Origin of the sequence: Nonomuraea sp. N2-4H (assembly GCF_045291505.1) — a bacterium.
Taxonomy (GTDB): domain Bacteria; phylum Actinomycetota; class Actinomycetes; order Streptosporangiales; family Streptosporangiaceae; genus Nonomuraea; species Nonomuraea fastidiosa.
In genome coordinates this window covers 170,589-190,461 of record NZ_CP147987.1, presented here as the reverse complement: position 1 = coordinate 190,461, position 19,873 = coordinate 170,589, and the positions used below count along the sequence as shown (strand labels likewise).

The window sequence follows — 19,873 nt, the reverse complement described above, 5'->3', positions numbered from 1 at the left end:
CCTCCTTGACGGCCTTTCGCCAAGACGGCCTCACCCGCGGGGAGGGGCCGTCTTCGCCGCGGTCACTCCTGGACGCCGAGCTTCTCCAGGATGAGCTGGCGGGCCCTGGCCGCGTCGGCCTTGCCCTTGCTGGCCCGCATCACGCCGCCGACCAGCGCACCGGCCGCGGCGATCTTCCCGGAGCGGACCTTCTCGGCCGCGTCGGCGTTCTCGGCCAGCACCTGGTCGATGAGCGCGGACAGCTCGCCCTCGTCGTTGACGATGCGCAGGCCGCGCCGCTCGACGACCTCGTCCGGCGTGCCCTCGCCGGCCAGCACGCCTTCGAGCACCTCGCGCGCCAGCTTGTCGTTGAGCGCGCCGGAGGCGACCAGCTCGGTCACCCGGGCGATCTGCTCGGGCGTGATCGGCAGGTCGGCCAGCGCCACGCCGGTCTCGTTGGCCCGCCGCGCCAGCTCGCCCATCCACCACTTGCGGGCGTCGGCCGGCGGGGCACCGGCCGCGACCGTGGCCTCGACCAGGTCGATCGCGTCGGCGTTGTGCATGGCCTGCATGTCGAGGTCGGACAGGCCCCACTCGGCCTGCAGCCGCTTGCGCTTGACCGACGGCAGCTCGGGCAGCGCGGCCTTCAGCTCGGCCACCCACGCCTTGTCGGGCGCGATCGGCACCAGGTCGGGCTCGGGGAAGTAGCGGTAGTCCTGCGCCTCCTCCTTGGACCGGCCGGAGGTGGTGGTGCCGGTGTCCTCGTGGAAGTGGCGGGTCTCCTGGATGACCTTCCCGCCCCCGGCCAGCACCGCCGCCTGCCGCTCGATCTCGCTGCGCACGGCGCGCTCGACACTGCGCAGGGAGTTGACGTTCTTGGTCTCCGTACGGGTGCCCCACTCCGACGACCCGCGCGGCATCAGCGAGACGTTGACGTCACACCGCAGCGAGCCCTCCTCCATGCGCACGTCGGAGACGCCCAGCGAACGCATGATCTCGCGCAGCTCGGTGACGTAGGCCCTGGCCACCTCCGGCGCGAGCCGGTCGGCGCCCGGGATGGGCTTGGTCACGATCTCGACCAGCGGGATGCCGGCGCGGTTGTAGTCGACGATCGAGTAGTCGGCGCCGTGGATGCGGCCGGTGGCACCGCCCACGTGGGTGGACTTGCCGGTGTCCTCCTCCAGGTGCACCCGCTCGATGCCGATCCTGACCGTCTTGCCCTCGACCTCCACATCGATGTAGCCGTCGTAGCAGAGCGGCTCGTCGTACTGGGAGATCTGGTAGTTCTTCGGCATGTCCGGATAGAAGTAGTTCTTCCGGGCGAAGCGGCACCATTCGGCGATCGAGCAGTTCAGCGCCAGGCCGATGCGGATCGTCGACTCGATGGCCTTCTGGTTGGCCACCGGCAGCGCCCCGGGGAGCGCCAGGCAGGTGGGGCAGACCTGCGTGTTGGGCGGCGCGCCGAAGGTCGTCTTGCAACCGCAGAACATCTTCGACTTGGTGCCCAGCTCGACATGCGTCTCGAGGCCGAGCACCGGCTCGAAGCGCTCGAGCGCTTCGTCGTACGGCATGAGCGTACCGGCAGTCATGGTGAGGTCCTCAGTTTCAGCTCGTTGCGTGTCACGCCAGCTCCGGTGCCTTGGACAGCAGGCTGCCGCCCCAGCGGCTCTCCAGGGCCTGCTCCACGGCCGCGCCGACGCGGTAGCAGCGGTCGTCGGCCAGGACCGGGGCCATGATCTGCAGGCCGACCGGCAGGTTGTCCTCGTCGGCCAGACCCACCGGCACGGAGATGGCCGCGTTGCCCGCCAGGTTGGACGGGATGGTGCACAGGTCGGCGAGGTACATCGACATCGGGTCGTCGGTGCGCTCGCCGATCGGGAACGCCGTGGTCGGCGTGGTGGGCGAGACCAGGACGTCGACCTGCTGGTAGGCGGCCTCGAACTCCCGGGCGATGACCGTGCGCACCTTCTGGGCCTGGCCGTAGTAGGCGTCGTAGTAGCCGCTGGACAGCGCGTACGTGCCGAGCATGATGCGCCGCTTGACCTCCGGACCGAACCCGGCCGCCCTGGTCAGCGCCATGACCTCCTCGGCGCTGCGGGTGCCGTCGTCGCCGACGCGCAGGCCGTAGCGCATGGCGTCGAAGCGGGCCAGGTTGGACGAGCACTCCGACGGCGCGATCAGGTAGTAGGCGGGCAGCGCGGTCTTGAACGACGGGCAGGAGACCTCGACGACCTTGGCCCCGAGCGACTCCAGCAGTTGCACGGCCTCGTTGTAGCGGGCCAGCACGCCCGGCTGGTAGCCCTCGCCGGAGAACTCCTTGACCACGCCGATGCGCATGCCGGCGACGTCGGGGTGCTTGGCGGCCTCGACCACCGAGGGCACCGGCGCGTCGATGGAGGTGGAGTCCATCGGGTCGTAGCCGGAGAACGCCTCGTGCAGCAGCGCCGCGTCGAGCACGTTACGCGCGAACGGGCCAGGCGTGTCCAGCGAGCTGGCGAACGCGATCAGGCCGTAGCGGGACGAGCCGCCGTAGGTGGGCTTCATGCCGACGATGCCGGTGACGGCGGCGGGCTGCCGGATGGAGCCGCCGGTGTCGGTGCCGGTGGACAGCGGCGCCTCGTAGGCGGCCACGGCGGCGCTCGACCCGCCGGACGAACCGCCGGGCACCCTGCTCAGGTCCCACGGGTTGCGGGTGACCTGGTAGGCGGAGTTCTCCGTCGATGAGCCCATGGCGAACTCGTCGAGGTTCGTCTTGCCCAGGATGACCAGGCCGGCCTCGCGCAGGCGGGCGGTGACGGTGGCGTCGTACGGCGGCCGCCAGCCTTCGAGGATCTTGGACGCGGCCGTCGTCGGCATGTCGCGCGTGGTGAAGATGTCCTTGTGGGCGACCGGCACACCGGCCAGCGGGCCCAGCTTCTCCCCGCCCGCAGCCGGGCGTCCACCGCGCGGGCCTGCTCCAGCGTGGTCTCCCGATCGACGTGGAGGAACGCCTGCACCTTCGGCTCGACCTCGGCCATGCGGTCGAGGTGCGCCTCGGCCACCTCGACGGCCGACACCTCGCCCGCGGCGATCATCGCGCCGAGCTCGGCGGCGGTCTTGCGGATCAGGCTCATGCCTCCTCCCCGAGGATGCGCGGCACCCGGAAGCGGTCGTCCTCGACGGCGGGCGCGCCGGCGAGCGCCTGGTCGGGCGTCAGAGACTGTCGCACCTCGTCGGCACGGAAGACATTGGTCAGCGGAAGCGCGTGCGACGAAGGCGGCACATCCTCGGCGGCGACCTCGGCCACCTTCGCGACCGACTCGATGATCGCATCGAGCTGGGTGGCGTAGTGATCGAGTTCGTCGTCGCTGAGCGCCAGCCTGGACAACCGGGCCAGGTGTGCGACCTCGTCGCGGGTTATGGCGGACATGAGTCGTTGAACCCGTTTCGTGGATGGAGTCTTTGGACACTGCCATCCTAGGGGTCTTGACGTAGCAGCCCCGAACGCATTATCCGCTCAGGCGGAGCTGACTTCGGGCTGGTACTCGTACTCCACCGAGCCGCCCGTGCGGTCGCGCAGCCAGACCGCGGCCTCCTCGGCGGGCATCGGCTCGCAGAACAGCCAGCCCTGCCCGGCGTCGCAGCCCAGCTCGACGAGGCGCATCGCGACCTCCTCCGACTCGACGCCCTCGGCGACCGAGCGCAGGCCCAGGCTCCGTACGAGGTCGACGATGGAGCGGACGATGCGGTAGTCGTCCTCCGACTCGGCGATCCTGCGGACGAACGAGGCGTCGATCTTGACCTCCGAGACGGCCAGCCGCTGGAGCCGGATCAGCGAGGAGTAGCCGGTGCCGAAGTCGTCGATCGCGAGCGGCACGCCGAGCGCGGCCAGCGCCTTGATGGTCTCCTGCGTGTACGCCTGATCGCCGGTCAGGATGCGCTCGGTGACCTCGAGCTGGATGGCGGCGGGCGGCAGCGCGTACTTGGCCAGGCCCACCCCGAGCTGCTCGGGCAGGGCGGAGCCGAGCAGGTCGCGGGCCGAGATGTTGACCGAGATCTGCACCCGCAGCCCCGTGTGCCACCAGGCGGCGGCCTGTCGCATCGCCTCCTCGATCACGTAGGCGGTGAGCTGCCGCATCAGGTACGACTGCTCGGCCAGCGGCACGAAGTCGGCCGGCGCCACGGGCCCGTGCACGGGGTGCCGCCAGCGCAGCAGCGCCTCTACGCCCTGCACGTCGCCGGTGCCGAGCGCCACCTTGGGCTGGTAGTGCAGGCGCAGCTCGCGGTTGTCGATGGCGCGGCGCAGGTCGCCGAGCAGGGTCAGGCGTTCGGGAGAATTGCGGTCTTTGTCGGGCTGGTAGAGCTCGACGCCCGTACGCCCCTCCTTGGCCAGGTACATCGCCACGTCGGCCCGCTGGAGCAGCAGCTCGAAGTCGGGCGCGTGGTCGGGATAGAGCGCGATGCCCACCGAGGCGTCGAGGTCGAACGTCATGCCCTCCAGGCGCACCGGCTCGGTGAGCGCCGCGCGCAGCCTCGCTGCGACCTCCCTGGCCGCGTGGGCGTCCCTGATCGAGGGCAGCAGCACGGCGAACTCGTCGCCGCCGAGCCGCGCCACGACGTCTCCCGGGCGTACGGCATGAGTGAGCCGGTGGGCGACGAGCTGCAGCAGCCGGTCGCCGACCGGGTGGCCCATCGTGTCGTTGACCTCCTTGAACCGGTCGAGGTCGAGGAGGAACAGCCCCACCCGCTCGTCCTGGCGCACCTCGGCCAGCGCCTCCTCGGTGCTGACCACGAGCATCTTCCTGTTGGGCAGGCCGGTCAGCTCGTCGTGCATGGCCTGGTGGTCGCGGCGCAAGGAGAGAGTGGCGGTGAAGTAGACGGCGGCCAGCGGGGCCACGAACAGCGGCACCAGCCCCGGCGAGTGGTCCATGACGACCACCACCAGGGGCGCGAGGCCCAGCAGGCCGATGTACACCAGTGCTTGGGGGCCGACGCTGGCCCTGAGCACGCGTACCAGCGAGCGCCGCTCGTGCAGCGCCACCGCGCCGCACACCAGCGCGCCTCTGACCAGGAAGTACGCGATCCCCGCCAGCGCGATGGCCAGCAGGTCGTCACCCGCGGGCACCCAGGGCGCGGCCGGGCTCGGCACGATGCCGAACAGGCTCAGCACCACGGCAGCCGCGATCAGCGCCAGGGAGGACTGCGCGATGTTGAACATGACCCGATGCCACGCCTTGCGCGTCACCACGCCGTTCATCGCCACCGCCACGGCCTGCATGAGCACCGCGACGGGCAATCCGAGGTGCAGCAGCACCGCGAAGGTGAACATGGTGGACGGGTACGTGCCGCCCACGGCGGTGGCCGACGACACCATGACGGGCCGCAGCTCGCCCAGGATCACCAGCACCGCCAGCACCCAGAACAGCGGGGTGCGGGCGAGCTCCACCAGACCGGACGGGTCCAGCCGCAGCATGGCCACCACCAGACCGGTGAAGCCGATCACGGTGACGCCCGCGAGATAACCCCACAACGGCGTGCCGACGCGTGGCCCTTTGTCGCGGGTGTCGGTTGGGTCAGTCATCGGTAACAGAACCCCCATTAGGTCACTATGGGAGGGTACGACCTTCACCCCACTTCGCGAAACCAAGCGCGTACGTTCCGTCACTTCTCCTTTCCGACATATACCCAAAAAGCACCCTGTGTAGCAAACCGAGCACACAGCGACCCCAACCTACGCCGAAGCAGCCGGAACCCTGGCAGCGCCCACACGGCTCGCATAGAAGACGACCAACCCCCGCAAACGGTTTGCCACCCCCGCAAACAACCCGTAAGAAGATCCGCACTCCCCGTTCTCGGAGGGGCCGGAGCACGACCGTCGGGGCCGCTCCCGGTCACGTCCACGGACTCCCACGAACTCCATCGAAGAGCGGACACCTCCTTCGAAGGAGATGTCGAAGGAGATGACGCGCAGACGGCACTCCCCCGATGTGAGGGCGGAAACCAGGGGGCGCTCGGGTCACTCGGCGGTTCGAGCGACAGCTCGCGCCCGCAACGGCCAGACCAGGACGGGCCTACAACGGGCAGCATGAGCGCATCCCGCAGCAACCCGCCAGACACAGCGGGAGCGCACGAGCGCGATAACGCGGAAGGGGGCCGCCCGCGCCCGCGAGCCGCCCCCTTCAACTGACCCCCGGTTCAGTCCTCCGGTGTGGTCGCCACCTGGGCCGCCGCCTCGGGGCCTTCGTTCAGCAGCACCTCGAAGCCGGCCCGGTCCAGGATCGGCACCTTGAGGTCCACCGCCTTGTCGTACTTCGACCCCGCGTTCTCCCCCGCGATCAGGAACGACGTCTTCTTCGACACCGAGCTCGACACCTTGCCGCCCCGGCCGGTGAGCTCAGCGGCGGCCGAGTCGCGGGTGTAGCCGTCGAGCGTGCCGGTCACCACGAACGTCAGGCCCTGCAGCGTCTGCGGCCCCTTCTCGGGCGCGGGCTCGTCCTCCATGCGGACCCCGGCGGCCCGCCACCGATCGATGATCTCGCGGTGCCAGTCGACCTCGAACCACTCCTTGATCGTGGCCGCCACCTTGGGCCCGATGCCTTCGACGGCGGCCAGCTCCTCCTCGGAGGCGTTCATGATCGCGTCGATCGAGCGCATGGCGTCGGCGAGCGCGCGGGCGGTGGGCGGGCCGACGTGGCGGATGGAGAGCGCGACCAGCACCTGCGCGAGCGAGGACTGCTTGGCCCGCTCGAGCTCCTCCATCAGGCGCAGCGCGTTCTGGCTGGGCTCGCCGTTGACGTTGGAGAAGAACGTGACGACCTTCTCCTTGCCGGTCTTCGGGTCGATCTTGGGCAGCCCGGTCTCCTGGTCGCGGACCACCGACTTGATCGGGATGAGCCGGTCGAGGGTGATGTCGAACAGGTCGGCCTCGGTGCGCACGACCGGCTCCTGCGGCGGCAGCGGCTGGGTGAGCGCGGTGGCCGCGACGTAGCCGAGCCCGTCGATGTCGAGCGCGCGCCGCCCGGCGGCGAAGAACAGGCGTTCGCGGATCTGCGCGGGGCAGCCGCGCGCGTTGGGGCAGCGCAGGTCGGCGTCGCCCTCCTGCTCGTACGCCAGCTCGGTGCCGCACTCGGGACAGTGGGTCGGCATCACGAACTCGCGCTCGGACCCGTCGCGCAGCGGCACGACCGGCCCGACGATCTCCGGGATGACGTCGCCCGCCTTGCGCAGCACCACGGTGTCGCCGATGAGCACGCCCTTCTTCTTGACGATCGCGGCGTTGTGGAGCGTGGCCCGCTCGACCGTCGAGCCCGACACCGAGACCGGCTCCATCACCCCGAACGGCGTCACCCGCCCGGTGCGCCCCACCCCGACCTGGATGTCGAGCAGCTTGGTGTTGACCTCTTCCGGCGGGTATTTGTACGCGATCGCCCAGCGCGGCGCCCGCGAGGTGGAGCCCAGCTCCCGCTGGGTGCGGAAGTCGTCGACCTTCACCACGACGCCGTCGATCTCGTAGGGCGGGTCGTGGCGGTGCACGCGGTAGTGCTCGATGAACTCGTTGACCTCGTCGAGCGTCGGCACCACCTTGTAGAGGTCGCTGACCGGCAGCCCGAACTCGCGCAGCCGCTCGTAGCACTCCGACTGCGCGCGCGGCTCCTCGGACCCCTCCCACACGCCGATGCCGTGCACCAGCATGCGCAGCGGCCGCTGGGCGGTAATGCGCGGGTCTTTCTGCCGCAGCGTGCCGGCCGCGGAGTTACGCGGGTTGGCGAACGGCGCCTTGCCCTGCTCGACGAGCTGCTCGTTGAGCTTTTTGAAGTCTTCGACCGGGATGTAGACCTCGCCGCGCACCTCGACCAGGCTCGGCACGTCGTCGCCCTCGAGCCGGTGCGGGACGCCCTTGATCGTGCGGACGTTGTCGGTGACGTCGTCGCCGGTGCGGCCGTCGCCGCGGGTGGCGGCCCGCTCCAGCTTGCCGTCGCGGTAGACCAGCGCGACGGCGAGCCCGTCGATCTTCAGCTCGCACAGGAAGGGACCGGGGTGGCCCTCGGCAAGACGCTCGGCCCGCGACGCCCAGGCGGCCATGTCGTCGGCGTTGAACGCGTTGTCGAGGCTCTCCATCCGGTTGAGATGCTGAACCTTGGCGAAGTCGCCCGACACCGGCGCGCCCACCTGTTGCGTGGGCGATTCGGGCGTCTGCAGCGAGGGATATTGCTCCTCCAGCGCGAGCAGCTCTTTGAACCACTCGTCGAACTGGGCATCGCTCACCGTGGGCTGGTCGAGCACGTAGTAGCGCCAGCGCGCCTCCTTGACCAGCTCACTCAGCTCGGCATGCCGCTTGAGCGCGGTCACCGGCACACCCTCGACCTCGCCGCCCGGCTCACTCACGCGACGTCTCCTTCCGTACGACGACCTGAGCAAACGCTACCGCCGGCCACCGACAAAACCATGTCTCAGCCGCCCTCGCCCGCGGGATCGTCCCTGAGCACCTGGGCCGCCTTCGTGCACGCGCCTAGCGCCTGGCGCGCGTAGGCGGGAGAGGCGCCCGCCAGCCCGCACGCCGGGGTGAGCACGACCTGCTCGGTCAGCCGGTCGGCCGGGAACCCCAGCCGCCGCCACAGCTCCAGCGCGGGCTTGGCCACCACGCCGATGTCCGGCAGCCGGGTGTCCACGCCCGGCACGACGCCCATGAACAGCGTCAGCCCCGCCTCGAACAGCTCGCCCAGCTCGTCCTCGTCGCGCCGCCGCAGCAGCGAGGCGTCCACCGACACGCCGCGCGCTCCGGCCCGGCGCAGCAGCGCGAACGGCACATCCGGCGCGCAGCAGTGCACCACCGGCGACTCAAAGTGGCGCAGCGACTCCTCGACCCGCCACTCCTCGACCGCGGGCAGCCGCCCGAACCCGGACGCGGTCGGCACCGTACCGGCCAGCACGCCGGGCAGCCCCGGCTCGTCGAGCTGCAGCACGATCTCCGTCACCCCGGGCAGCCGCCTGCGCACCTCGGCGCAGTGGTCGGCCACGCCCTGCGCCAGCGAGGCGATCAGGTCGCGTACGGCGCCCGCGTCGGACAGCATCTTGTCGCCGTGCTTGAGCTCGATCGACGCCGCCAGCGTCCACGGCCCGCAGACCTGCAGCTTCAGCGGCCCCGCGTAGTCGTGGCCGACCTCCTCGAGGCCGTCGAGGTCGCGGCGCAGGTGATCGACGGCGCGCTGGTGGTCGCGTCCGGGCCGGTCGGTCAGCCGCCATCCCGAGGGCTGCACCTCCACCGGCAGGTCGATCAGCAGCCCCGCGCTGCGCCCCACCATGTCGGCGCCGACGCCCCGCGCGGGCAGCTCGGGAAGGTACGGCAGCCCCGGCACCTCGCCGAACACGACCCTGATCGCCTCAAGATGATCGGAACCGGGGTGCGAGCCGACCCCGGTGGCCTCCCACATAGACATGGGCACAAGCGTAGGCTCTGCCGCATGAAGCTCACGAAGCACGATCACGCCTGCGTCCGCGTGGAGAAGAACGGCAAGGTGCTGGTCATCGACCCGGGCGCGTTCACCAGGGGCCCGGTGCTCGACGGCGCCGACGCGGTGCTCATCACCCACGAGCACGCCGACCATGTGGACGTCGACCGGCTCAAGGCCGCATCGCCCGACTTGGAGATCTACACGTGCGAGGGCGTCGCGGCCCTCTTGACCGAGGTGCCGGGCAAGGTCCAGGTGGTACGCCAGGGCGACGGCTTCGACGTGGCGGGCTTCCGTGTCAGGGTGTTCGGCGAGTGGCACGCCTACAACCACCCCGACATGGCGGTCGTGCAGAACGTCGGTTTCCTGATCGACGACGAGGTCTTCTACCCGGGCGACGCGCTGACCGACCCGGGTGTGGAGGTGCCGACGCTGCTGGTGCCGACCGGCGCGCCGTGGCTCAAGCTCGCCGAGACCGTGGAGTATCTGCGCAAGCTCCGCCCGGCGCGGGCGTACTCGACGCACGACGGCCTCTACGGCGAGATCGGCCTCGGCCTGGTGGACAACTGGCTGCGCATGGAGGCCGACAAGCAGCAGGCCGACATCCGCCGCATCCCGGTCGGCGAGTCGGTGACGATCGGCTAGCCGATCAGCTAGAAGATCAGCCGGCGGACATGATGGTGGCCGACCCGATGACGGTGTCGCCCGAGTAGAGCACGGCCGCCTGCCCGGCGGCGACGCCCGTGGCGGGCCGGTCGAGCTCGATCGTCAGGCCGTCGCCGGTCTCTTCGAACCGGCACGGATAGACCTCGCCGTGCGCCCTGAGCTGCACGGTCAGGTCGTCGTAGCGGGACGGGCCGTTCCAGACAGGGCGGCCGCAGGTGATCGTGGTGACCTCGAGCGCCGAGCGCGGGCCGACCGTGACCGTGTTGGAGACCGGCTCGATGGACAGCACGTAGCGGGGACGTCCGTCGGGCGCGGGACGGTCGATGCGCAGGCCCTTGCGCTGGCCCACGGTGAACCCGTGAGCGCCCTGGTGGGTGCCGACGACCTCGCCGTTCTGGTCGACGATCGGGCCCTCGGCGGAGCCGAGCCGCTTGGCCAGGAAGCCGCGGGTGTCGCCGTCGGCGATGAAGCAGATGTCGTGGCTGTCGGGCTTGTCGGCCACGGTCAAGCCGCGCCGCGCGGCCTCCTCGCGCACCTCTGCCTTGGTGGAGTCGCCCAGCGGGAACATCGCGTGGCTGAGCTGCTCGCGGGTGAGCACGCCCAGCACGTACGACTGGTCCTTGCTCTGATCGACGCTGCGCGACAGCACGCCGTCGACCAGCCTGGCGTGGTGGCCCGTGGCGACCGCGTCGAAGCCGAGCGCGAGCGCCCTGTCGAGCACCGCCGCGAACTTGATCTTCTCGTTGCAGCGCAGGCACGGGTTGGGCGTGCGGCCCGCGGCGTACTCGGAGACGAAGTCCTCCACCACGTCACGCTGGAAGCGCTCGGCCATGTCCCAGATGTAGAACGGGATGCCGATGACGTCGGCGGCGCGGCGCGCGTCACGCGAGTCCTCGATCGTGCAGCAGCCTCTGGCGCCGGTGCGGTGGGATTGGGGGTTGGCCGACAGCGCGAGATGCACACCGGTGACGTCGTGGCCGGCCTCGGCGATGCGGGCGGCGGCCACCGCTGAATCGACGCCGCCCGACATGGCGGCAAGCACACGCAATCCCATGACTCATCCAGCGTACTGTCCGAGCGGGAGTGCGCGACCATGGCATGGGTCTGGAAGGATTCGTCCATGCGACTGTTCGGGCGCAAAGACGCAGACGAAAGGGCGGGCCAGGGGAAAGCGGCCATCGCCGGATTCTGGACCTGGTGGCAGGAGAACAGGCCGCGGCTGGACGCGATGATGGCCTCCGGCGAGACCGGCGAGCTGGAGGAGCTGCTGGCGGCCCCGGTCGCCGCGATGGATCCGGCGCTGGTCTGTGAGGTGGCGCCGGGCAAGGAGGCCGCGCACGCCCTCGTGGTGACCGCGGAGGGCGACGCCGAGCTGCGCCCGCTCGCCCACCGCTGGGCCAAGGCGGCGCCGCCGGCCGACCTGCTGTGGGAGTTCCACCCGTCGCGCCAGGCCGACCCGCGCGCCGCCGAGCGCACGATCGACGTCGGCGAGTACACGGTCGGGATCGACAGGATGACGCTCGGGCTGCGCGTGCCGCGCAATCAGGCCAGGGTCGACGTGGCCGCCTACCATCCGGTCTTCGGCGAGCTCGACCCCGAAGACCGGATGCAGACCGCGCTGCGCGCCCTCGACGCGCTGCTCGGCGAGGACGAGGTGGCCCGGTGGGTGGGCGAGATCACGGCGGTCGCGTTCGAGCCGATCGACGCCGTCGCGGCCGTCCACCTGCCCGCCGTGGTCGCCGACGTGGCCTCGGGGATCGGCGAGGACGAGTGGGTGCTGCTGGAGGGGCAGGCCGGCGGCAAGCCACTGGCGGCCACCGCCCGCTACCCGCTGCGGCCGGTCGATCATCCGCTGTGCGACGAGCACATCGCCATCACGCTCCCGTACGCCGAGCGCGACGAGCAGGACCTGCCCGCGGGCGGCTCGCTGGAGGCGCTGCGCGACCTGGAGGAACGGCTGACCGCACGCCTGGGCGAGCACCCCGCCGACGCGCTGCTCGCGGTGCACCTGAGCGCCGACGGCCACCGCGTCATCCACGTCTACGCCGACCCGGACGCCGGCGCCGCCGCGATCGCCAAGGAGCTGGCCTCGGGCTGGCGGGAGGGCAAGGCGCTGGTGGACGTCTCACGCGACCCGGCCTGGACGGCCGTCGCCCCGTTCCTCACCTGACGTCCGCTGACGTCCGCCCCGGTGCCGGCCCGGCTGAGGCGGTCTCATGAGCGCCCCCGTGCCGGCCCGGCTGAGGCGGCCTCATGCGGAGCCACCCCTGACCACCTCATGCGGAGCCGGTCCCGGCCGCCTCATGCGGAGCCGCCCCTCACCGCCTCATGTGGAGCCGGCCCTGCATGTGACCCTCATGACGGGCCGCCCACGGCCGCGCGGGTCAGCCGAGGCCGGCGCGGCGGGCGCGCTCCACGGCGGCCGGCAGCACCTCGATGAGGCGGTCGATGTCGTCGCGCGTGGAGGTGTGGCCCAGCGTGAAGCGCAGCGAGCCGCGCGCGGCGGCCGCGTCGGCGCCCATGGCGAGCAGCACGTGGGACGGCTGCGCGACCCCGGCCGAGCAGGCCGACCCGGTGGAGCACTCCACGCCCTTGGCGTCGAGCAGCATGAGCAGCGCGTCGCCCTCGCAGCCGGGGAAGGAGAAGTGGGCGTTGCCGGGCAGCCGGTCGTCTGGGTCGCCGTTGAGCACGGCGTCGGGCACGACCTCGCGTACCCGTCTGATCAGCTCGTCGCGCAGCTCCGACAGGCGGCGGGCGAGCGCCTCCTGCTCGCGTACGGCGACGCTGACCGCGGCGGCGAACGCGGCGATGCCGGGCACGTCGAGCGTGCCGGAGCGCACGTCGCGCTCCTGACCGCCGCCGTGCTGCACGGACACCGGCGTCAGCCCCCTGGCCAGCAGCAGCGCGCCGACCCCGACAGGACCGCCGACCTTGTGGCCGCTGATGGTGATCGCATCGGCGCCCGAGCCGGAGAACGACACCGGAAGCTGCCCGACGGCCTGCACGGCGTCGCTGTGGAACGGGATGCCGTGGTCGTGGGCGATGGCGGCCAGCACCTGGACGGGCTGAACGGTGCCGACCTCGTTGTTGGCCCACATGACGCTGATCATGGCGACGTCGTCGGGGTCGCGCTCGATGGCGGCGCGCAGCGTCTCGGGGTGGACCCGGCCGAGCTCGTCGACCTCGAGCAGCTCGACCTCGGCGCCCTGGCTGCCGGCCAGCCAGTGGGCGGGGTCGAGCACGGCGTGGTGCTCGACGGAGCTGATGAGCACGCGGCGGCGCGGGCGGCGCGCCCAGTAGAGGCCCTTGACCGCGAGGTTGTCGGCCTCGGTGCCGCCCGAGGTGAAGACGACCTCGCTCGGCCGCGCGCCGAGCGCGTCGGCTATCGTTTCCCGTGACTCCTCGACCACCCTGCGTGCCTGACGACCGGCCGCGTGCAGCGAGGAAGCATTTCCCACGCGTTTGAGTTGAACCGTCATGGCCTCGATCGCTTCGGGCAGCATGGGGGTGGTCGCCGCGTGATCAAGATAGGCCGACGGTCTGGTCACCCGTTCAGGGTATCTCGTTTGCGACTGTACCGTCCGGACGGTACAGTAGAGGTATGCGAAGGGACGAGCTTTTGGACGCGGCGGAGGAGATCCTCTGCGACCAGGGCTCGACCGCGCTCACCCTGGCCGCGGTGGCCGAACGGGCGGGCGTCAGCAAAGGTGGCCTGCTGTATCACTACGGCTCCAAGGAAGCCCTGATCAAGGGCATGGTGGAGCGGCTGATCGACGACTTCGACGAGCTGGTGGCCGCCCAGACGGGCGCGACCTACACCGAGCGCTACCTGGCCGCCACGCTGGCCGCCGTGCGCTCCGGCCGCCTGCGACGCTGGGCCGTCGTCACGGGGGCGTCGGGCAACGTGCTGCTGCTCGCTCCGCTCCGCGAGGCGATGGCCCGCTGGCACCGCGAGGGGCTGGACGACGAGCCCGATCCGCTGGCCTCCCAGGTCGTCCGGCTGGCGTGTGAAGGGCTGTGGGACGTCGCCAGCCACGACCCCGAGCTCTACAGCGAAGAGGACCTTCAGGCCCTGGAGCGCCGCCTGACGGCGATGCTCGCTCCGAGCTGACCCGCCGCCCCGGCGCGCCGCCACGACTGACGCCTCGTCGTGCCCTCGTGGCGAGCGCCGCCGGCTCATCCCCCTTCACCCCCTTCACCCCCCTTCATCCCCCAAGGGCGCCTTCACGGCGCCCGTTTTGACCATCCCCCCAAGGGCGCCTTCAGGGGCGCCCGCTTTGACGTGCGCCGTGTCGGATTCCGGTGCGGCGCTCGGCATGCCGAAACGCGGCCCCTGCCTGCTGCCGGGCCTGCGGCTCCGGCATGCCCGCAAGCAGTGACCCAAGACGTACACGTACGACGACTTCAGTGAGGTGTGGCCTTATGACCCGCGAGCTGAGGAGTGCCCGTTACGGGGCGGTCCTCACCTTTGTCCTTGCCGGCCTGATGGTGGGCACGATGACCGTGCGCATCCCCGCCCTGACCGACAAGCTCGGCCTCTCCGAGGCCATGGTCGGGACGATCCTGCTGGCATGGGGCCTGGGCGCCCTGGTGACGATGCAGTCCATGCGGCGCGTCATGGCGCGCGTGGGCAGCCGGGCGGTGTTGCGGGCAGGTGGTCCACTGACGGCACTGAGCCTCCTCGGCGTGGGCCTCGCTCCCGACCTGCCGCTGCTGCTGACGGCCGTGGTGCTGTTCGGCATGGCGTTCGGCGTCATGGACGTCGCCATGAACGCCCAGGGCTCGGCCGTCGAGCAGGCCTACCGGCGGCCACTGATGAACGGCATGCACGCCGGCTGGTGCGTGGGCGCCATCTCGGCGGGCGCGCTCGGCAGCCTCGCGATCGCCGCAGGACTGCCGTTCACCACGCACGTCACGCTGATCGCGCTGCTCGCGCTGCCGGTCATCGCGCTGCTCGGCCGTACGTACCTGCCGGAGCGGCCCGCCGTGGCCACCGCGGCGCAGGGGCGGCGCCGCATGCCGCCGGTCGTCTACCTGCTGGGCGCGATCATGTTCTTCGCGTTCATGGTCGAGGGCACCGTGGCCGACTGGAACGGCCTCTACATGCGCAACGAGCTCGGCGCGCCCGAGGCCGTCGCGGCGCTCGGCTACCCGGTGTTCGAGGTGGGCATGCTCATCGCCCGCGTGACCGGTGACCGGCTGCGGGTCAGGTTCGGGGTGCGCGGCATGCTCACCGTGTCGGGCGTCGCGACGGCCGGGTTCTTCTCGGTCGTGCTGCTCGCCCCCGCCGCGATGGTCGCCGTGCCGGCGATGTTCTTCGTCGGGCTCGGCGTGGCGACGATCTCGCCGCTGACGCTGTCGCTTGCGGGCACCGCGACCGACGCGCCCGGCCCGGCGATCGCGCAGGCCGGCGCCATGGGCTACGCGGGGCTGCTGCTCGGCCCCGTGGTGATCGGGTTCCTGTCGGACGCGGCCGGCCTGCGTACGGCGCTGAGCATCGGCGTGGGTCTCGGCGTGCTGATCGCGCTGGCCGCGCGCCTGCTCCCGCACGGCGAGCCGGCCCAGGTGACCCGCCTGCCGGAGCCCGAGCCCGAGCCTGAGCCCGAGCCGGTCAGGGCCGCCGCCTGAGAGTTCTCTGTGGATCGGCGCGGGCGGCCTGGCATCTCGCCACATGCGCCGCCCGCGCTCACAGAGAACTCACAGAAACCCTCAGAGCGCCTCCAATCAGCCGCTTCAGGCTGGATCGCATGATCCAGCTCAATGGACTGACCAAGCGCTACGGCGAGACCGTCGCTGTGGACCACCTCACCTTCACCGTGCAGCCGGGCCTGGTCACCGGCTTCCTCGGTCCCAACGGCGCCGGCAAGAGCACGACCATGCGGATGATCATGGGCCTCGACCTGCCCACGTCCGGCACGGTCACGATCACCGGCCGGCGCTACCACGAGCTGCGGCACCCGTTGCGCACGATCGGCGCCATGCTGGATGCGCGGGCCGTGCACCCGCGGCGGAGCGCGTACAAGCACCTGCTCTACCTGGCGCAGTCGAACGGCATCCCGGAATCCCGCGTCGGCGAGGTGCTGGAGCTGGTGGGCCTGGCGGACGCGGCGGACCGGCCGGCCGCGGATTCTCCCTCGGGATGGGCCAGCGGCTGGGCATCGCCGCCGCCATGCTCGGCGACCCTCCGGTGCTGCTGCTCGACGAGCCGATCAACGGGCTGGACCCCGAGGGCGTGCTGTGGGCGCGCAACCTGATGCGCGGGTGGGGCGCCGAGGGACGCACCGTGCTGGTCTCCAGCCATCTCATGAGCGAGATGGCGCTGACCGCCGACCGGCTGGTGGTGATCGGCAGGGGACGGCTGCTCGCCGAAGGCGACATCGCGGACTTCACCGCGAGGGGGTCGGTCGTGGTCGTCCGTACGCCCGACGCCGGTCACTTCGCCCGGCGGCTCGCGCTCGCGGGCGCCTTCGTCGAGCCGGGAGAGACCGGCGAACTGCTCGTCAAAGGCATGTCACCGCCCGATGTCGGCAGGCTGGCCGCGGCCGAGAACGTCACGCTCTACGAGCTGAGCATCCGAGAGCCCTCACTGGAGGAGGCATTCATGGAACTGACCCGCGACGCCGTCGAGTGGGGTGCGGCCCGATGATCGACGCAGGAGCGCTCAAGGCCGAGTGGACCAAGTTCAGCAGCCTCAGGGCGACCATGGCGCTGTCGGTGGCGGCGGTGCTGGTGTCGGGCCTGTTCGGCTGGATGTTCTCCAACGCCGCCGCCGCCGAGTACGCCACGCTCACCCCGCAGGAGCGGCTCGGCTTCAACCCCGTCGAGCTGGGCATGCGCGGCATCTTCCTGGTCCAGGTGCTGCTCGCGGGCCTGGGGGCGCTGATCGTCTCCACCGAGTACGGCTCGGGCACCATCACCGCGAGCATGGCCGCCGTCGGCAGGCGCGGCCGGCTGCTGGCCGCCAAGGCCGGCATGACGGTGCTGAGCGCCCTGCCGGTGAGCGTGGCCTCCATCGTCCTGATGTTCACGGTCAGCCAGAGCACGCTGGCGGCGGGCGGCGCCCCGGCCGCGACCCCGGGCGATACGACGGCGATTCAGCTGCTGCTCGGCGGGCCGATCGTGCTGACGCTGATCTCGCTGTTCGGGCTGACACTCGGCGTGCTGCTGCGCAGCACGGCCGCCGCGGTCAACTTCTCCGTCGTCTTCCTGCTGTTGCCCATCCTGTCGAGCGTGATGCCGGGCTTCCTGCAGGTGGTCGTCAGGTTCTTCTGGCCCAACGCGGCGCCGTTCCAGGCCATGTACGGAGCGGAGAACGTGCCTGATTTGTTGGGATATGGGCTTATTGTGGCGTTTGTCGTGGTCATGCTGGCAGCGGCCTACGTCCGGTTCACCCGGAAGGACGCCTGATTAGTGTGAGATCGGGAGGTGGCTCACATGGCCGAGCGGCTGCTGGTGGTCGATGACGAGCCCACCGTCAGAGAGCTGCTCTCGGCGACGCTGCGCTTCGCGGGCTTCACCGTGAGCTCGGCCGCCGACGGCCTGCAGGCGCTGGACGAGGCCCGGCGCGACCCGCCCGACCTGGTGCTGCTCGACGTGATGCTGCCCGACCTCGACGGCTTCGAGGTGCTGCGCAGGCTGCGCGCCCTGCCCAGGGCCGGCGGTCGTCCCGGCCCCGTGCCGGTGCTGTTCCTGACCGCGCGCGACGCCAAGGCCGACAAGGTCAACGGGCTGCGGCTGGGCGGCGACGACTACGTCACCAAGCCGTTCGACCTGGAAGAGCTGCTGGCCAGGATCCGCGCCATCCTGCGGCGCACCGGCGGGACCCCCGACGATCACACGCTGGTGGTCGGCGACCTGGAGCTCGACCCCGAGGGCCACCAGGTCACCAGGGCAGGACGTCCGGTACGCCTGTCGCCCACCGAATACCGGCTCCTGCACCACCTGATGCTCAACGCGGGCCGCGTACTGCCGAAGGCGTCCATCCTCGACGCCGTGTGGCGCTACGACTTCGCGGGCGACACCAGCATCGTCGACACCTACATCAGTTACCTGCGCCGCAAGCTCGACACCGGCGACTCGCCCAAGCTGATCCACACCGTGCACGGGGTCGGCTACGTCCTGCGGCGGCCGAAGCCGTGAGAGGGCTTCTGCGCGGGCTCTCGCTGCGCGCGCGGCTGCTCGCCATCACGGTCCTGCTGCTGGTCGCGGGGCTGGCGCTGATCGGTTCGGTGTTCGTACGGCAGCTCGAAACGCAGCTCATGGCCCGCACGGACGCCCAGCTCACGCCCATGGGCACGGCCATGTCGATGGTGCCGCCCGAGCTGGCCTCCGCGCTCGGCTCCCGGCTCGGCGGGGCGGGGACCGTCTTCACCGGCCTCGACCTCGCCACCCAGGGGTACGCGGCCTACCTCGCGCCCGACGGCCGCGTGCTGCGCGCGTACGGCGGCGCCGCCGGCATCGCCTGGCCCCGCCTCGACACGGCCGGCATCGCCCAGCGCGACGGGCGGCCGTTCACCGTGCGGGACGCGGACGGCACGGAGTGGCGGGCGGTGGCGCTGCCGGCCCGGCGGGCCAGCGCCGAGTTCGCGTACACGGGCGTGGTGGCGGCGGTGTCGCTGGACGGCCTGCGCTCCACCGTCGATCGCATGCGGGCCGTCTGCCTCGTCGCCGGGGCGATCCTGCTCGCCGTACTCGCCCTGGCGGGCGGCCTGGCCATCCGCGCCGGGCTCGCCCCGCTGCGGCGGGTGGAGGAGACCGCGGCCGCCATCGCCGGCGGCGACCTGTCCAGACGCGTACCCGAGCCGGGACCGCCCACCACCGAGGTCGGCCGCCTGGCCCGCTCGCTCAACACGATGCTCGCCCAGATCGAGCAGGGCGTCGCCGCCAAGGTCGACTCCGAAGCGCGCATGCGCAGGTTCGTCGCGGACGTCAGCCACGAGCTGCGCACGCCGCTCTTCGGCATCAAGGGCTTCTCCGAGCTGTACCGCATGGGCGGTATCGAGGCCGCGACCGCGCTCGCCCGCATCGAGAGCGAGTCGGGGCGGCTCGCCAAGCTGGTCAACGACCTGCTGCTCCTGGCCGGCATCGAAGAGGACGACGGGCCCGGGCTTGAGCTGACCCCCATGGACCTCCGTACGCTCGCCGCCGACGCCCGCCACGACCTCACCGCCCTCGACCCCACCCGCCCCATCACCTTCACCGGCCCCTCCGGCGGGCCCGCCGCCACCGCACCCGTCCTGGGCGACGAGGCTCGGCTGCGGCAGGTCGTCAGCAACCTCGTCGGCAACGCCGTCACCCACACCCCCGCCGGCACACCGGTCAGAATCGGGGTAGGCACGGAGGGCGGCGACTCGGTGCTGATCATCGAGGACCAAGGCCCCGGGCTCGCCCCCGAGGAGGCGGCCCGGGTCTTCGACCGCTTCTACCGCGCCGACGCCTCCCGCGCCCGCGCGACGGGCGGCGCGGGGCTGGGGCTGGCGATCGTCCGCTCGATCGTGGCCGCCCACGGAGGCCGTGTCGACCTCCGCACCGCCCCCGGCCAAGGCGCCGCCTTCACCATCCGCCTCCCCACCACCACCCCCTGACCCCTCGCTCCGCACACGAGGGCCACCCTCCCGGCTGAGGACCCGCCGGGACGCTCGCACCACTACCCCCGGGCAGGCGGCCACGCGGCCAGGCGCGCACCGCAACGCGACCACCAGCGGCGTGGCCGCGACGCGGGCACATCCGGCCCGGGCTCGGAGCGTGGGCACACCGCCGGACGGCGAAAGCGGGCCCCTGCCTGCCGCTGGCAGCAGGCA

At 71.5% G+C, this 19,873-nt stretch carries 15 protein-coding genes and 2 pseudogenes; 9 read left to right on the top strand and 8 right to left on the bottom strand.

Annotation, left to right across the window (positions count from 1 at the left end):
* Positions 1 to 62 precede the first annotated feature (62 nt).
* The 6 genes and pseudogenes from gatB to WBK31_RS00830 form a co-directional block, all read right to left on the bottom strand.
* Positions 63 to 1,568 carry an Asp-tRNA(Asn)/Glu-tRNA(Gln) amidotransferase subunit GatB gene (gene gatB, locus WBK31_RS00855; RefSeq protein ID WP_364059069.1) on the bottom strand — a complete coding sequence of 502 codons (1,506 nt, stop codon included), beginning with the start codon at positions 1,566 to 1,568 and terminating at the stop codon, positions 63 to 65.
* A gap of 31 nt (positions 1,569 to 1,599) precedes the next feature.
* Positions 1,600 to 3,092 (bottom strand): annotated as a pseudogene (gene gatA / locus WBK31_RS00850) (Asp-tRNA(Asn)/Glu-tRNA(Gln) amidotransferase subunit GatA).
* Positions 3,089 to 3,388 (bottom strand): Asp-tRNA(Asn)/Glu-tRNA(Gln) amidotransferase subunit GatC, encoded by a 300-nt coding sequence (gatC, locus tag WBK31_RS00845; RefSeq protein WP_364059075.1) that lies wholly within the window; start codon positions 3,386 to 3,388, stop codon positions 3,089 to 3,091. The pseudogene gatA and the gene gatC overlap by 4 nt, the downstream one beginning before the upstream one ends.
* Positions 3,389 to 3,475: 87 nt before the next feature.
* Complete coding sequence (locus tag WBK31_RS00840; protein ID WP_364059078.1) at positions 3,476 to 5,539, bottom strand: EAL domain-containing protein; 2,064 nt, start codon at positions 5,537 to 5,539, stop codon at positions 3,476 to 3,478.
* Positions 5,540 to 6,153: 614 nt separating this feature from the next.
* Positions 6,154 to 8,343: an NAD-dependent DNA ligase LigA gene (ligA, locus tag WBK31_RS00835; protein ID WP_364059081.1), complete on the bottom strand. Its 2,190-nt coding sequence runs from the start codon at positions 8,341 to 8,343 to the stop codon at positions 6,154 to 6,156.
* A gap of 65 nt (positions 8,344 to 8,408) precedes the next feature.
* Positions 8,409 to 9,395 (bottom strand): methionine synthase, encoded by a 987-nt coding sequence (locus WBK31_RS00830; RefSeq protein ID WP_406674180.1) that lies wholly within the window; start codon positions 9,393 to 9,395, stop codon positions 8,409 to 8,411.
* 24 nt (positions 9,396 to 9,419) lie between these two features.
* Between WBK31_RS00830 and WBK31_RS00825 the strand changes: the two genes are divergently transcribed.
* A complete protein-coding gene (locus WBK31_RS00825; protein WP_364059087.1) occupies positions 9,420 to 10,052 on the top strand; it encodes an MBL fold metallo-hydrolase in 633 nt (210 codons plus the stop codon).
* Positions 10,053 to 10,068: 16 nt separating this feature from the next.
* On the opposite strand, the gene mnmA is transcribed toward WBK31_RS00825, so the two are convergent.
* Positions 10,069 to 11,127, bottom strand: a complete 1,059-nt coding sequence (gene mnmA / locus WBK31_RS00820) for a tRNA 2-thiouridine(34) synthase MnmA (RefSeq protein ID WP_378785033.1) — start codon at positions 11,125 to 11,127, stop codon at positions 10,069 to 10,071.
* Between the two features lie 66 nt (positions 11,128 to 11,193).
* Here mnmA and WBK31_RS00815 point away from each other — a divergent pair, with 66 nt between their 5' ends.
* Entirely contained in the window at positions 11,194 to 12,243 is a 1,050-nt protein-coding gene (locus WBK31_RS00815) for a DUF695 domain-containing protein (protein ID WP_406674179.1), read from the top strand.
* Between the two features lie 214 nt (positions 12,244 to 12,457).
* Here the strand turns inward: WBK31_RS00815 and WBK31_RS00810 are convergent, their stop codons facing one another.
* Complete coding sequence (locus tag WBK31_RS00810) at positions 12,458 to 13,621, bottom strand: cysteine desulfurase family protein (protein ID WP_364059096.1); 1,164 nt, start codon at positions 13,619 to 13,621, stop codon at positions 12,458 to 12,460.
* 53 nt (positions 13,622 to 13,674) lie between these two features.
* Here WBK31_RS00810 and WBK31_RS00805 point away from each other — a divergent pair, with 53 nt between their 5' ends.
* The 7 genes and pseudogenes from WBK31_RS00805 to WBK31_RS00775 all read left to right on the top strand — a co-directional run bounded on the left by WBK31_RS00805 (position 13,675) and on the right by WBK31_RS00775 (position 19,657).
* Positions 13,675 to 14,184 (top strand): TetR/AcrR family transcriptional regulator, encoded by a 510-nt coding sequence (locus WBK31_RS00805; protein ID WP_364059099.1) that lies wholly within the window; start codon positions 13,675 to 13,677, stop codon positions 14,182 to 14,184.
* 311 nt (positions 14,185 to 14,495) lie between these two features.
* Positions 14,496 to 15,701 (top strand): MFS transporter, encoded by a 1,206-nt coding sequence (locus WBK31_RS00800; RefSeq protein ID WP_364059102.1) that lies wholly within the window; start codon positions 14,496 to 14,498, stop codon positions 15,699 to 15,701.
* Positions 15,702 to 15,820: 119 nt separating this feature from the next.
* Positions 15,821 to 16,227 (top strand): annotated as a pseudogene (locus tag WBK31_RS00795) (ATP-binding cassette domain-containing protein); the annotation flags it as partial.
* A 15-nt stretch (positions 16,228 to 16,242) separates the two neighbouring features.
* Complete coding sequence (locus WBK31_RS00790; protein ID WP_406675575.1) at positions 16,243 to 16,719, top strand: hypothetical protein; 477 nt, start codon at positions 16,243 to 16,245, stop codon at positions 16,717 to 16,719.
* Positions 16,716 to 17,480, top strand: coding sequence for a hypothetical protein (locus WBK31_RS00785; RefSeq protein ID WP_378785036.1), 765 nt, complete (start codon positions 16,716 to 16,718; stop codon positions 17,478 to 17,480). Before WBK31_RS00790 ends, WBK31_RS00785 begins: the two co-directional genes overlap by 4 nt.
* A gap of 27 nt (positions 17,481 to 17,507) precedes the next feature.
* Positions 17,508 to 18,212, top strand: coding sequence for a response regulator transcription factor (locus tag WBK31_RS00780; protein ID WP_364059111.1), 705 nt, complete (start codon positions 17,508 to 17,510; stop codon positions 18,210 to 18,212).
* Positions 18,209 to 19,657 (top strand): HAMP domain-containing sensor histidine kinase, encoded by a 1,449-nt coding sequence (locus WBK31_RS00775; RefSeq protein ID WP_364059114.1) that lies wholly within the window; start codon positions 18,209 to 18,211, stop codon positions 19,655 to 19,657. The genes WBK31_RS00780 and WBK31_RS00775 overlap by 4 nt, the downstream gene beginning before the upstream one ends.
* The last annotated feature ends 216 nt before the right edge of the window (positions 19,658 to 19,873 follow it).